Origin of the sequence: Limosilactobacillus caccae (assembly GCF_900156885.1) — a bacterium.
In the GTDB taxonomy this organism is placed as follows: Bacteria; Bacillota; Bacilli; order Lactobacillales; family Lactobacillaceae; genus Limosilactobacillus; species Limosilactobacillus caccae.
This window is the reverse complement of sequence record NZ_FTOY01000011.1, coordinates 196,616-209,667: the sequence shown is the minus strand read 5'-3', so window position 1 is coordinate 209,667 and position 13,052 is coordinate 196,616. Positions and strand designations below refer to the sequence as shown.

Below are 13,052 nucleotides of genomic sequence, written 5' to 3'. Positions count from 1 at the left end.
CCCTTAGTGTTCCTGTTCAAATTTTGCCATGAAATCGCGCAACGCAACCGCGCCCGCGTATGGCATCGCGTTATAGAGGCTTGCCCGCATCCCGCCAACTGAACGGTGACCCTTGAGGTTGAGCAAGCCCGCCTGATTAGCGGCAGCAATGAATTGTTGATCCAGTTCTTCCTTCCCCGTGGTAAACGGAATGTTCGTCAGTGACCGGGCATCTGGAACCACCTTATTGGTAAATAACTTTGAGTTATCGAGGAAGTCATAGATCAGCGCTGATTTCCGCTTGTTTTGTTCTTCTGCCGCGGCAACCCCACCTTGCTCGTCTAACCACTGCAAAACAAGGTTGGCAACGTAAATCTGAAATACTGGCGGCGTGTTCAAGGTTGAATTTTTCTTTGCGAGGGCCGGATAGTTGAGCATGCTTGGCAAGTTACTCTCTTTATTTAACAGTTCGCGTTTGACTACCACAATTGTCAACCCGGCCGGGGCCAAGTTCTTCTGGGCACCAGCATACAGCAGGTCAAACTTAGTAAAGTCATAGACTTGCCCCAGGAAGTTTGACGATAGGTCACCAACCAAGGGAACATCAGTCACGGGCAAATCCTGATAAGCGGTCCCGTGAATTGTGTTGTTGGTCGTGATATGCAAGTAGTCGTACTTTCCAGCCGCTAAAGCAGGTACTTCCGGAATTGTGGTAAAGTCTGGGCCAGCATTGGTTACCTCATCGACCTGCAGTCCGGGAATTCTCTTTGCTTCCGCAATTGCCCGTGTTGACCAGTGCCCGGTATTGGCATAGGCCACGCGGTGATGGTTAACTGCCAGGTTGAGCGGGACCATCGCAAACTGGAGAGTTCCCCCGCCCTGCAGGAACAAGACGTCATAATCATCACTAGCTAATTTTAATAACTTAAGGACCCGTTCCTTAGCTGCCGTATAAATCTCATCGAACAGTGCTGACCGGTGAGAGATCTCCAGAATACTCATCTGGGTATCATGATAATTTAATAGTTCTGCTTGAACTTTCTTTAACACTGGCCGTGGTAAGACTGCCGGCCCTGCAGCAAAGTTATATCCTGTCATCTGTCTTTCCTCCAAAATAGTATTAAAAAAGCCCCCACCGGTGAAAGTGGGGGCGTATGATATTTATCGCCGTTAATCGGCCCCCACACTCATAAGTGAAGGCCGCGCCAAAAGACCAGCCTTCTAATTACTAGAAGACTGGGAGGATGTTAATGCGATTACAGTATGTCCTAATTGCATGATGGTGTCCTCCTATCTGTTGGCTTCAAAATCGTTAATTAAACTCTAATCTATTTTTCATCTTTAGTCAAGACTTTGTTATAATAAAGTCAAAAAGGAGAAACGCTAATGACAGAATTTTATATCATCCGCCACGGGCAAACTGCCGCTAATGCCGCTGGCTTAAAGCAGGGAACAATCGACGACCACCGGACTCACCTATCAGCGACCGGAAAAGAACAGGCAATGCGGCTTGCAAAATATTTTAATCCAGGAAAGCTAACAAACCTGTACGTTTCCCCTCTTCACCGGACACGGCAAACGGCAGCAATCATCAATGACCAACTCCACTTACCCGTCACGGTTGACCAACGGCTCCTGGAGATTTCCTACGGTGACTGGGACGGGCAGCAAAACAACGAGCTGATGGCCAAGTACCCGGACCTCTTCTACCCGCTAATCAAGGATGTGCGGCCGGACTATGCCACCACGGCTCACGGCGAGACGTTTGCCCAGGTAGAGCAACGCGTCCGCTCATTTACGGAGGACGTCGTCAGCAGCCATCCTGACGAGCGGGTTGTTGTCGTCACCCACGGCTTTACCGTCCGTTCATTTGCCGCTAATGCAGTTGACACTCACGGACTAGAAATCCTCGAACCAACTAACTGTAGTGTTTCCAAGATCGTCGTCGATCCCCACACCCTTGACCAGCACCTGATTTATTACAACCGGGTGGTCGATAATCAGTTTTAGTTTTTAGCAAAAATAAAAATCCCGCATACAGGGAGTGCTCGCATGACAGAAAATGAAGTAATGAAGTTTTATGACCTTATCTTTGAACAACCAGCCTATATCAGGGCCATCTTTAAGGACGGGACAATTTTAACAGGCCGCCTAATCGACGTAACTTCCAGCTGGGACAATGATGATGAGGGATCCTATATCACCTTTGTGCCAGCGGTCGGCCCCTTAGCGAGACGCTATGTCATGAGGCTTGATTATGAGTTGGAAAAAATTGAGGTAATTGGATGAAATGTGGTTGTCTGATAATGATGTGAATACTAAAAGCTAGGCAATCAAACACTGCTTCAGTATAAGCAGAGTCCAATTGCCTAGAAAAATTTATATTCAGTTTCCAGCTTTTCGGATATACCAAAAAGAAAATTTTGTCGCAGTATTGTCGCAAACATTGTAAAAATACTGTTTTCAGTGTTTTTTCAAAAATAAAAACGCCTTTATATCAACGTTTTAAGCAGATACAAAAGCGCTAAAAACCTACAAAATGGAGATGACGGGAGTCGAACCCGTGTCCAAGCATATCGCCATTCCAACCTCTACGTTCATATCTCAACTATTTAAGATTCGCTAACCAAAACGCCGTTGATCAGGGCCAACTTGACTAGCTAGCTTGATTAATCTCTTCTTAGTACTTCAAACGGGAGTAATAAGCGTAGTCCACTAACATATAAAACCTACAGCCGCATCATGGACGAACCCGGTGCAGATCTACGCGCGCTACTTGTTAGGCAGCGTATGCGTATGAGTTTGAATTATTGTTTGCAGTTATAATTTAAAACTGAGCGTTTTTACGAAGACGCAACCTTCGAAACGCAGTTGAAACTCGAACTATACCTGTCGAATCCAAAAAACATCCCCATGAACACCTCTTATCTTACCATATCTCCAATCCCTTGCATACAAAAAAGCACACCGTTTTCGATGTGCTTCGTTTTATTTCTTCGGTTAATTTTAGTACCAACCGTTTGCTTGCCAGTGGGCTTGAGCGTTTTGCCATGAGCCGTAACGACTTGCAACGTATTGGTCAGCAACCCGTTCTTGGTTGGCTGGTGAGTAGTCACCACCAAGGTATGAAGCTGATAATTGGTACTTACCAATGTATTGACCGTTGGTAGCGTTGTAGTTACCACCAGATTCACGCGCAGCGATCCATGCCTTTGCAGCGGCTTCTGAACCAGAAGCATTTGAAGTGTAGCCTTGGCTAGCTTGGCCTTGTTGACTTTGTGCTGCCTGGGTGTTTTGTTGAGCAGCTTGTTGTGAGTTATTGAGGTTTGCCTTTGCAGCATTTTGAGCGTTGTATTCTTGGATTTCACCATCGCTCTTAATGATTAACTTTTGACCAACGTAGATCTTGTTAATGTCAGAGATATTGTTCTTCTTAGCAAGATCATTGATCATGCTGTTGTCCTTAGCAAATTTGTAAGAAATACCTGAAAGTGTGTCACCACTTTGCACGGTGTAGATTGCGTCGGCGTTGGCAACATTAGCAGTTGCACCCACACCTAAGGCCACTGCACCAAGAGTAGCAGATACTTTAGCAAAGTTTTTCTTAGAAATCATAAATTAAACAACCATCCTTTATTATTTAGCAAATTATTTATTTCCGTTTCAACACCCTATATACTACACTCCCAATATTACTAACCTGTAACAACGCCATTTCTATTTTCCATTCTCCTTCTCTTATTCGTAACCTATTTGTAACATTTAACGAAAACTTAAATCATTTTCGCTCGCAATCCCTTTGGCAACAAGGGGTTTCGGTAGACATAACATTTCGTGGCCTTTTACTAAAAAAGGGCAATAAAAAGGACCAATTCTTCAAGAAAAATTCATATTTTTCGTTGAAGTGGTCCTTTTATTGTCCCAAAATAGTCCTTTTGTTACAGAATTGTTGCAAAATATTGCTCACAATAAGTAGCGACCCCGTCATCATCATTACTATCTGTCAAAGCAGTAGCCGCTTTCTTTACCGCAGGCAAACCGTTTGCCATTACAATCCCCTGGCTTGCGGCCTTAATCATCCCCAGGTCATTATCGGCATCGCCAAAGCTCATCAGGTTACTAAAGTCCAAACCGAAGTGACCTAGTAACGCCTTAAGGCCGACTGCCTTATCGACGTTCTGGGGAAGAAACTCCATAATCATTGGCTGTGACTGGACTGCGTGATAGTGAGCTGTGAGGTCGGTTGGTAAGGCCTTAATAATCGGCGTCAACTTTTCCGCCGGAATAGCCATTACCGCCTTACTGTAGGTTGTTGTCGGTAAGTCTTTCAGCGCGGTATCTTGGAATTCAATATTCTTCAAAACTGTCCGGTAAATCGACCCCGGATTGTCGGTTAGTTCATAGACCCGTTCAAAGTCCAAGACATCAAGTGGAATCTGTTTGTCGCTTACGTAGTCAAATAACGGTTGTAAGTCAGATTTTTGCATCCCCAGTTCAAACAGGTGGTCCTTCGTAACATTATTGATTACCAGACCCCCGTTAAAAGTGATGGTAAAGTCATCTGGCGCAGTCAGCCCGAGCTGCTCAATGTATGGCCAGATAGCGTTAATCGGCCGGCCCGTGCATAATACAACGTGGATTCCCTTCTCATGGAGCTTTTTCAGTACCTTTTCGTTCCGCTGACTAATTTCCTTATTGCTGTTTAAGAGCGTGTTATCTAAGTCTAGTGCGATCATCTTAATCATTTTCTACTTCTCCTTACTCTTTGCCGTTCCCTGGATAATCTGCTTGTTAAAATCCTCAAAAAGGTTGAGGAATTCTCTTCCCCGGTCCTCACCATAGATTTTAACCCATCGGGAGAAGCGGTGATTAATTTTTTGCCAGATTTTTGCCTCAACCTGCTTACCGGTATCGGTTGGCACCAAAAACATCCGCCGCCGGTCAGCAGGGTCTGCCTCTTGGTTAACATAGTCATGTTGCAACAAGACCTTCAGCTGCCGGGAAACAGCGCTTCGGGTGACCTGCCGCTGTTCGGCAATATCCATCAGCTTAATCTTCGGTTGCTTGGTAATTGTCCGTAAGATCAGAAATTGCTCAAAGGATAACTCATACTCGCTAGCCGGCTCGGAAATAAAGGTATCAAGGCCCTTAAGCCCCGTCAAATAGATACTGATTGCCTGGTCTAATAGTTCATCTTCGACTGCCATTTCTACTCCTCCTACTGGTTAGCCAGGATTGACTTCGCAACTAGCCGGGCAAAGCTCTCGTTCCCGCTTTGCCCCATGTGGACGCTATCCTTGGCAAACCACTCTGGGTGTCCTTGACTCACCTTGTACCAGTCAACCACATGGACATTCTTATGCTTCTTTGCCGCATCCTTAATCTGATTATTAACCGTCTGTTGCCATGGCTTTGTTGGAACGTGAGCGGTCACCCAGTAAACCTGGTGTCCCGGCCCAATTTCATCCAGAATCTGGTTGATTGTCTGCGACGTCATCGCCCCGTTTGTCCCCAGGTTAAGGACGACGATTTGGTTCAGGTTACCATTCGCCTTTAACTGCTTGATTACTGCTGGCGTTGCTGACCCCTGGCGGCCGACTTGCGCATCGACGTATGCATTAGGCATCAACTTCTGGATGCTGCTGGCTGCATCGGCCATCACCGAGTCCCCAATCGCAGTTACCTGTAGTTTCTGGGCTGCTTTAACCTCTGCCGGACTGAGATCGTACTGCTTTTGCAGCTTATCGTTATCGCTATCTGTATTTTCAACCTTCTTCCCCTTAGCAATCTCCTGGTTGTGCTTTTCGGCTGCCTGGTGGTTTTGTTCAATCCGTTGTTGAACATCCGTCTTTTGCGGTGCCCGGTTTGGCTGGCAAAAACCAACTACGGCGATGACAAAGACAACTAGGCCGGCCCCCAGCCGCGTCCATGCCTGCCAGGAAACATCCCTCCGCGAGGTAAGCTGCTTAATATCAGCGCCGAGGTTTGCCCAGTGGTAATGGGCGAATGGCTGCTCAATTAGCCGGTAAGAAAGTTCACTCACCACGAGGATAATTGCAATCTCAATAATCGCGTTTAACAGCGGATGCGTCCCAACTTTAACTAGCCGTTCGTAAAAAATCATCACCGGATACTGGTAGACATAAATCCCGTAGGAACGCTGGCCTACCCAGTGAAAGACCGGGTTGGAAAACCAGTTATTCATCTTGGCACCCGGGTGAAGGATTGTCGCCATTAACACCATCCCCACCAGGCTGTAGATAAACATCCCGCCCCGATAAGTGAATGGGGACTGGCCGTTTAAGGTAAAGAAGCCAATTAGGGTTACGATTGTCATGATAATCCCGACAGCGTTAAGCATCTGCTGGCTATTTCGCTGTAAGTTGGCCCGCAGGCGGTTTAATGGCCAGGCAAGCCCCAGCCAGGACCCTAATAAGAGGGAAAATGCCCGGGTATCCGTCCCGTAATATACCCGGTTGATATTGGCGGGATCGTATAGGACTGCCATCTCAATTGCTGACAAAACTGCCAACCCAAAGATGACCCGCCGAACGTTTTTGGCATTTTTAAATAGCCAAAATAGCAACGTAATGATTAACGGCCACAAAATGTAAAACTGTGCCTCAACCCCAAGTGTCCACAGGTGGGTAAATGGGGAGGCTCCCCCAAACTGGTCAAAGTAAGACTGCCCGTGACTGATCTCCCACCAGTTGTAAACCCAGGCAAGGTTGGTGATAATCGTTACCCGGATATTATGGAGCAACTCACGGGCAAACAAGGTGATATACGCCGTTGTCAGCACCAGCATCGCAATTAGCGTCGGGTAAAGCTTCCGAAAGCGTTTAGCGTAAAAATGACCGACATTAATTCGCCCACCATAAGTCAACTGCTGGCTAAATTGATAGGTTATAAAATAACCAGAAACTAATAAGAATAGCGGTACACCAAGGTACCCCCCTTGCAATACGTTCGGTAAGAGATGATAGATGATTACACCGAGAACCGCTAACGTTCGCAGCCCATCAATTCCCGTAATGAAATGCCGGGAATGCATCCCTGCCGACGGATTAAAATTTGGCTTCATTGCCAGACCTCCACATAAATTTTTCAATAGTAATTTAACTAAAAAGGCCCAAGGCTAATTGCCAGATTTTATCATAAATTAGTCTTAGGTTATTTTGGTTAACCGACGTGATTTTCTTTCAAGATGGCTTTTACAACATCATCAATCTCTGCTGGGCGTTTCCATTCTTCCCAGTGATCCATTGATTCGTCTTGCATCTTGTAATGGGTATTGATAAAGTGCTCATATTTAATAACATTTTTTGAATGGGGAATATTTAGCTCAAGGATCCGTACTTCCTTGATAAAGCCACGTTCGGCCGCTAGTTCTGCCCGGCCATTTTGCACCATGTTACCAATCTCATAATATTTCGACCCGTCGTTACGGGTAATTTCTTCAATCAACGTTAAAGTTTCATGTTGTTCTTCCACTTTTTGCTTGCCCCTTTCAACCCTTTTAATTATAGCGAGTTTAAACCAAAAAATCATCGTCTGTAAGACGATGATTGGCATAAGAGAGAAAGAGAATTGATTAGAAGGTAAATACTTAATACCTTGCAACTATTATGATAGCGGTTTCATCTAAATAAGTCAACCGTTTTATTAACAAAATTTCTTTTTTTATCAAGTTGACTGCCGGTTGCTAGATATTAAAAAAGCTACAGTCTTGCTGTAGCTTTTTTTGATCTTATTGAACTGTAACGGACTTTGCTAAGTTCCGTGGCTTATCAACGTCCAAGCCCTTGCCAAGACTAGTGTAGTATGCCAACAGTTGGGCAGGGATTACACTGAGCAATGGCATCAATACTTCATCGACATCTGGTAAGACAATCGTGTCGTCTTCTTGGGCAAGGTGGCGGGAAACAATCGTGATCGTGCTTGCTCCCCGGGCCTCAGTCTCTTCAAGGTTACTCCGGGTCAAACCAGCAGTCCGGTCCTGGGTGATGATCCCGATTACCGGCGTGTGTTCCTCAATCAATGCAATCGTCCCGTGCTTCAATTCACCAGAAGCAAAGCCTTCTGCCTGAACGTAGGAAATTTCCTTAAGCTTGAGGGCTGCTTCAAGTGAAACTGACCAGTCCATGCCCCGACCAATGTAGAAGGCATTTGGCGTCTTAGAAAGGTAGCGAGAAGCAATTTCTTCAATCTTGTCCTTGCTGTCAGTGATGGCTTGCATGCCGTTGGCAACGAGGCCTAACTGGTGCTTAACATCAAATTTCTTGGCAGCATCCTTTCCCATGTAGATACCGAGGGCTTGAGCTAAGATCGCTTCAACAGCAATTTGGGCAGTGTAAGCCTTCGTTGATGCCACCGCGATTTCAGGACCAGCGTAAAGTAATTCAGTGTACGTAGCTTCCCGTGACAAGGTTGACTTATCAACGTTGGTGATCGTCAAACTTGGCCAGTTATTCTTATTAACGTTAACCAATACTTCCCGACTATCAGCGGTCTCACCACTTTGACTCAGGAAGATAAAGAATGGCTTCTTGGAAAGCAGTGGTTGTTCATATGCAAATTCAGAAGAAATGTGAACAGAAGTTGGAATACCGCAAAGCCGCTCAAAGATCCGGGCACCCACTAAACCGGCATGGTAACTAGTCCCCGCACCGATAATGTAGATATGGTCAGCAGCAGCCATGTCCTTCAATAGCTGCTCATCAATTTGCGCCGTATCGTGGTCGCCAAAGTAATTTTGCACGAGCTTCCGCATTACCGCAGGTTGTTCGTCAATTTCTTTTAACATGTAGTATGGGTAAGTCCCCTTGTCAGCAGCATTGGCGTCCATGTCAACCTTAAAGGTGTCCCGGTGAACTTCATTACCTTCAAAGTCCTTGATTGTCACGTGGTCTGGCTTAACAATCACTAATTCGTGGTCACCGATTTCCATGAAGGTGTCGGTTTCCTTGATCATTGACATTGCATCAGAACCAACCATGTTGTAGCCATCAGCAACCCCCACTAATAATGGGCTCTTGTTCTTGGCAACATAGAGAGTATCCGGCGTCTCCTTATCCATTAACACAAAGGCGTATGATGAATCTGGACTAATCAAGTGGAGAACCTTTAATAATGCTGCTTCCGTTGACATTTGGGACTCGACAACGAACTTATCAACTAACTGAACAATCACTTCAGTATCTGTTTGGCTGACAAACTTAACGTCAGCGAGGTATTCCTTCTTTAATTCAGTATAGTTTTCAATTACCCCGTTGTGCACCAGGTAAAAACGTTCATCTTGGGAGTACTGTGGGTGTGCATTGGCTTCGTTTGGTTCACCATGCGTAGCCCACCGGGTATGACCAATCCCGGCCATTCCCTGCACATCATCAGTCAATGCCGCTTCCAAGTTACTAATCCGTCCAGGACGCTTAACTAGGTAGTCATGCCCCTGCTGGTCGTTGACATAAACACCCGCTGAGTCATAACCACGGTACTCAAGCCGCTTCAAACCATTAATCAAGATTGACAAACTCTTGTCAGTCCCGGTAACTCCAACAATTCCACACATAATTAAATTCCATCCTTTAAATAAAATTGGTATAGATAACTAGCGCAACCGCTAGCCCTAAGCAACTGTATTGTATAGTACAGTTTTTGATTTTAATTGTCAATCATTTTGTCTAATTGGTCTATTGTCAGATTTTTTCACCCAAGTTGCTGCTCATGTCCCCGTCAGCTGACTTTAGCAAAATTAAGAATATAAAAAAGACCAAGAGAAATTATTTTCTCCAGGTCTCTTTGTTTTGCTGTTTTACCAGCTTCGCTATTTAACTTCTAATTCTGCCCGCGCAACGTCAGCAATCTTTTCAACGTATTGGTGGACCAGCTCAGGGGTTGCCGCTTCGGCCATGATCCGTAACAATGGTTCAGTCCCACTTGGGCGGACAAGTACTCGCCCGTCGCCGTTCATTTCATTTTCGACTTCTTCGATAACCGCTTTTAGCTTTTCGTTTTCCATCGCTGCTGCCTTATCAGCAACCTTAATGTTTAATAATTCTTGCGGGTAAGTCGTTACATCACTAGCCAATTCTGCCAGGGCCTTGCCAGAATCCTTAACTACGGATAATAGCTGTAAGGCCGTCAACATCCCATCACCAGTCGTGTTGTGGTCAAGGAAGATGATGTGGCCGGACTGTTCACCACCAAGGTTGTAGCCGTTCTTAAGCATTTCTTCAACAACGTACCGGTCACCAACCTTGGTCTTAACACTCTTCATCCCGTGCGCCTCAAGGGCCTTGTACATCCCCAAGTTACTCATCACAGTTGTAACCACGGTGTCCTTCTTCAATAGGCCCTTTTCATCCATCTTCTTACCACAGATGTACATGATCTTGTCACCGTCGACAATATTTCCTTCATTATCAACAGCAATACACCGGTCACCATCACCATCAAAGGCTAACCCTAAGTCCGCACCATTTTCAACGACGGCCTTTTGCAAGCCCTCCGGGTGGGTTGAACCACAATCTAAGTTAGTGTTTAACCCGTTAGGCTGGTCATTAATCGGAATAAAGTCAACGTTCATGTCAGCAAAGAGGTTGGAAACAAATCCACTAGTTGCCCCGTTGGCCGCATCAACAACAACCTTCAAGCCAGCCAAGTCGGTTGAAACAGTCTGCTCTAAGAAGGAAGTGTACTTCAAGGCACCTTCGTGGTAATCAGCAACTGTCCCGAGGCCCTCATCAGATGGACGGGGCAAAGTATCTTCTTCGGCATCTAGCAATTGTTCAATTTCGTATTCTAAGTCATCAGAAAGCTTAAAGCCGTTACCCCCAAAGTACTTAATCCCGTTGTACTTGATTGGGTTGTGACTAGCAGTGATCATTACCCCCGCATCCGCTTCTTGGGCGCGCACTAGGTAAGCCACACCAGGGGTAGTTACGACCCCTAGCCGCAAAACCTCGATCCCAACTGAAAGCAGTCCGGCAACTAATGCGTTTTCTAGCATTTGACCAGAAATCCGGGTGTCACGGGAAACCAATACTTGTGGTTGTTTCCGGTCGGAGTGACGGGTAAGGACATATCCCCCGGCCCGGCCAACGCGAAACGCGAGCTCGGGACTAAGATCTTGGTTTGCTACTCCGCGTACTCCATCAGTACCAAAATATTTTAACTTCATTGAATATTCTCCTTTAATCTAACCTACTCATTCGTATTACTCGTACTTGAATCATTTTCATCGGCAGCACTAGAACTGCTTGATGCCTGTGATGTCTGGGTCGACGATGCGGTTGATGACCTCGTCGCCCGGTTACTATTACTTTCCTTTGCATCACTGCTGCTATTATTATCCGTGCTGCTGCTACTGCTGTCACCAGAAACGACCGGAATCTCAATGTTGGTCGTTGCTGGCGAAATAACGACATTAAGGATCTGACCATTCTTGTCGACCGCCTGAAGTGTTACCTGGCGGGAAATGGTGTTCTTAGTATCTCGTGGTACCGCCACAAAGGCCACAATCCGGTCTACCCGGTTAACCTGTTCACGTGATCCAGTAACTTGAACATTCTGAATATCGCTACGAGGGTGCCCCAGTTGGTAACCATCATCCAGACTCTTATTACTTAAGCGAATGCTTACCCGCATCGTAATCGTCTTCCGTGGTTGCACGTTAACCGTAATTGTTGACGGGGAGATTGTCGACTTTAACTCTGAGTTAAGGCCGCTCGTCTTAAGCTTCACCTTGTGCTTACCAGGTCCGAGGTCGGATAGGTCAGCGTAAACCTTAAAGTTTTGGGTGTTCATGGTCGTCGTTACTAATGCTGACGGCCCATTGACCTTTACCTTAACATATTGCGGGTAGCCACTGACAATATATTTTGAATTATCGACTGTCACGTCTAACGGCATCTTGATCGTTGCCGACTTATTTGACATCAATGCACTACTCTGGTTGTTATTCCGGGTATTTTGCCGTAAAAAACCACTCTTGCTTCCATTGACATACATGAATAGAAATAGTGCTAACACCAGTGAGGTAAGACGCAAGAACCACTTGCGCCGGAAGAAGCCCTTCTTATCCTTGTCCATGACGGCCACCTCCCTTACCTTGCAGCTTTGCATAAACCTTAGTCAACAGGTTTTCACGCTGCGGCTCATGGGTATACAACTGTGCCCGGAAGAATTTCAAATAGTCTTCCCGGGATAGGTTGCGGATTAACTCGTTATCCTTTGTAATCGAAACCTCACCAGTTTCTTCTGAGATTACCACGGTTAACGCATCAGTCACCTCACTAATACCTACGGCTGCCCGGTGACGGGTCCCTAATTCCTTCGGGATCAACTTACTGTCAGAAAGCGGTAGGTACGCCGCAGCAACTGCAATGCGATTATTCTTAATGATTACCGCCCCATCATGTAGCGGGGTATTAGGAATAAACGTGTTAATCAAGAGGGCGCCAGAAATGTCAGCATCAAGCGGGATCCCGGTCTCAATATATTCCTCAAGTCCCGTATTCATCTGAATACTGATCAGCGCACCGATCCGTCGCTTTGACATATATTGAATTGCCTGGTCCAGCTGCTTAATCATATCTTCTTCTTTCTCATTAGCCGTCTGGTTATGGGTAAAGAAGCTACCGCGACCAAGGTGTTCCAATCCTCGCCGAATTTCTGGCTGAAAAATAACAACGATTGCGATAACACCCCAGTTAATAATCTGGTCCATCACCCAGGAAACGGTACTCAGTCCAACATACCAACTAATAATCTTTACCAGGATAATAATTAAAATTCCCCGGAAAAGCTGTACCGCCCTTGTTCCACGAATTAGCATTAACAATTCGTAAATTAAAAACCAAATTACTAAGATATCAATTAAGTGAATCAGATTCTGCCATGTCAAAAGCGAAACTAAAAATTGCATCGCATTCACCATCCTCTAAATCACGTTCATATTATATCATTTCATCACTAGTTTGACTTAAAGAAAAGAGCAAGCTGGGAAAAAAGCTTCTCGGAGCCCCGGTGGGGTAACCTAGGACGGGCGTTGGCACGGCACGGGCCGACGT

At 45.8% G+C, this 13,052-nt stretch carries 12 protein-coding genes and 1 other RNA gene; 2 read left to right on the top strand and 11 right to left on the bottom strand.

Translation table 11 applies throughout. The features are described from left to right. Positions 1-3: 3 nt before the first annotated feature. Positions 4-1,077 (bottom strand): 3-phosphoserine/phosphohydroxythreonine transaminase, encoded by a 1,074-nt coding sequence (gene serC / locus CZ502_RS07065; protein WP_076461004.1) that lies wholly within the window; start codon positions 1,075-1,077, stop codon positions 4-6. 288 nt (positions 1,078-1,365) lie between these two features. Here serC and CZ502_RS07060 point away from each other — a divergent pair, with 288 nt between their 5' ends. Further along, a complete protein-coding gene (locus tag CZ502_RS07060) occupies positions 1,366-1,989 on the top strand; it encodes a histidine phosphatase family protein (protein ID WP_076461002.1) in 624 nt (207 codons plus the stop codon). 42 nt (positions 1,990-2,031) lie between these two features. Beyond that, entirely contained in the window at positions 2,032-2,268 is a 237-nt protein-coding gene (locus CZ502_RS07055; RefSeq protein ID WP_083673336.1) for a hypothetical protein, read from the top strand. A 248-nt stretch (positions 2,269-2,516) separates the two neighbouring features. Here CZ502_RS07055 and ssrA read toward each other — a convergent pair. The 10 genes from ssrA to cdaA all read right to left on the bottom strand — a co-directional run bounded on the left by ssrA (position 2,517) and on the right by cdaA (position 12,907). After that, positions 2,517-2,892, bottom strand: a transfer-messenger RNA (tmRNA) gene (ssrA, locus tag CZ502_RS07050). Positions 2,893-2,985: 93 nt separating this feature from the next. Then, positions 2,986-3,594 (bottom strand): aggregation-promoting factor, encoded by a 609-nt coding sequence (gene apf / locus CZ502_RS07045; protein ID WP_076461000.1) that lies wholly within the window; start codon positions 3,592-3,594, stop codon positions 2,986-2,988. Between the two features lie 323 nt (positions 3,595-3,917). Further along, positions 3,918-4,724, bottom strand: coding sequence for a Cof-type HAD-IIB family hydrolase (locus CZ502_RS07040; RefSeq protein WP_076460998.1), 807 nt, complete (start codon positions 4,722-4,724; stop codon positions 3,918-3,920). Positions 4,725-4,727: 3 nt separating this feature from the next. Next, complete coding sequence (locus CZ502_RS07035; protein WP_076460996.1) at positions 4,728-5,186, bottom strand: MarR family winged helix-turn-helix transcriptional regulator; 459 nt, start codon at positions 5,184-5,186, stop codon at positions 4,728-4,730. Positions 5,187-5,197: 11 nt separating this feature from the next. Further along, a complete protein-coding gene (locus tag CZ502_RS07030; protein WP_076460994.1) occupies positions 5,198-7,063 on the bottom strand; it encodes an acyltransferase family protein in 1,866 nt (621 codons plus the stop codon). 98 nt (positions 7,064-7,161) lie between these two features. Further along, positions 7,162-7,473, bottom strand: a complete 312-nt coding sequence (locus tag CZ502_RS07025) for a hypothetical protein (RefSeq protein WP_076460992.1) — start codon at positions 7,471-7,473, stop codon at positions 7,162-7,164. Positions 7,474-7,729: 256 nt separating this feature from the next. Continuing rightward, positions 7,730-9,550, bottom strand: a complete 1,821-nt coding sequence (glmS, locus tag CZ502_RS07020; RefSeq protein ID WP_076460990.1) for a glutamine--fructose-6-phosphate transaminase (isomerizing) — start codon at positions 9,548-9,550, stop codon at positions 7,730-7,732. A gap of 255 nt (positions 9,551-9,805) precedes the next feature. Continuing rightward, a complete protein-coding gene (gene glmM, locus CZ502_RS07015; RefSeq protein WP_076460988.1) occupies positions 9,806-11,161 on the bottom strand; it encodes a phosphoglucosamine mutase in 1,356 nt (451 codons plus the stop codon). Positions 11,162-11,184: 23 nt separating this feature from the next. Next, a complete protein-coding gene (locus CZ502_RS07010; protein ID WP_076460986.1) occupies positions 11,185-12,072 on the bottom strand; it encodes a CdaR family protein in 888 nt (295 codons plus the stop codon). After that, positions 12,059-12,907, bottom strand: coding sequence for a diadenylate cyclase CdaA (gene cdaA, locus CZ502_RS07005; RefSeq protein WP_076460984.1), 849 nt, complete (start codon positions 12,905-12,907; stop codon positions 12,059-12,061). The genes CZ502_RS07010 and cdaA overlap by 14 nt, the downstream gene beginning before the upstream one ends. Positions 12,908-13,052 lie beyond the last annotated feature (145 nt).

Coding starts and splice junctions, on each gene's coding strand:
- serC (WP_076461004.1), bottom strand. CDS start 1,077: ATGACAGGATATAACTTTGCTGCAGGGCCGGCAGTCTTACCACGGCCA.
- CZ502_RS07060 (WP_076461002.1), top strand. CDS start 1,366: ATGACAGAATTTTATATCATCCGCCACGGGCAAACTGCCGCTAATGCC.
- CZ502_RS07055 (WP_083673336.1), top strand. CDS start 2,032: ATGACAGAAAATGAAGTAATGAAGTTTTATGACCTTATCTTTGAACAA.
- apf (WP_076461000.1), bottom strand. CDS start 3,594: ATGATTTCTAAGAAAAACTTTGCTAAAGTATCTGCTACTCTTGGTGCA.
- CZ502_RS07040 (WP_076460998.1), bottom strand. CDS start 4,724: ATGATTAAGATGATCGCACTAGACTTAGATAACACGCTCTTAAACAGC.
- CZ502_RS07035 (WP_076460996.1), bottom strand. CDS start 5,186: ATGGCAGTCGAAGATGAACTATTAGACCAGGCAATCAGTATCTATTTG.
- CZ502_RS07030 (WP_076460994.1), bottom strand. CDS start 7,063: ATGAAGCCAAATTTTAATCCGTCGGCAGGGATGCATTCCCGGCATTTC.
- glmS (WP_076460990.1), bottom strand. CDS start 9,550: ATGTGTGGAATTGTTGGAGTTACCGGGACTGACAAGAGTTTGTCAATC.
- glmM (WP_076460988.1), bottom strand. CDS start 11,161: ATGAAGTTAAAATATTTTGGTACTGATGGAGTACGCGGAGTAGCAAAC.
- CZ502_RS07010 (WP_076460986.1), bottom strand. CDS start 12,072: ATGGACAAGGATAAGAAGGGCTTCTTCCGGCGCAAGTGGTTCTTGCGT.
- cdaA (WP_076460984.1), bottom strand. CDS start 12,907: ATGCAATTTTTAGTTTCGCTTTTGACATGGCAGAATCTGATTCACTTA.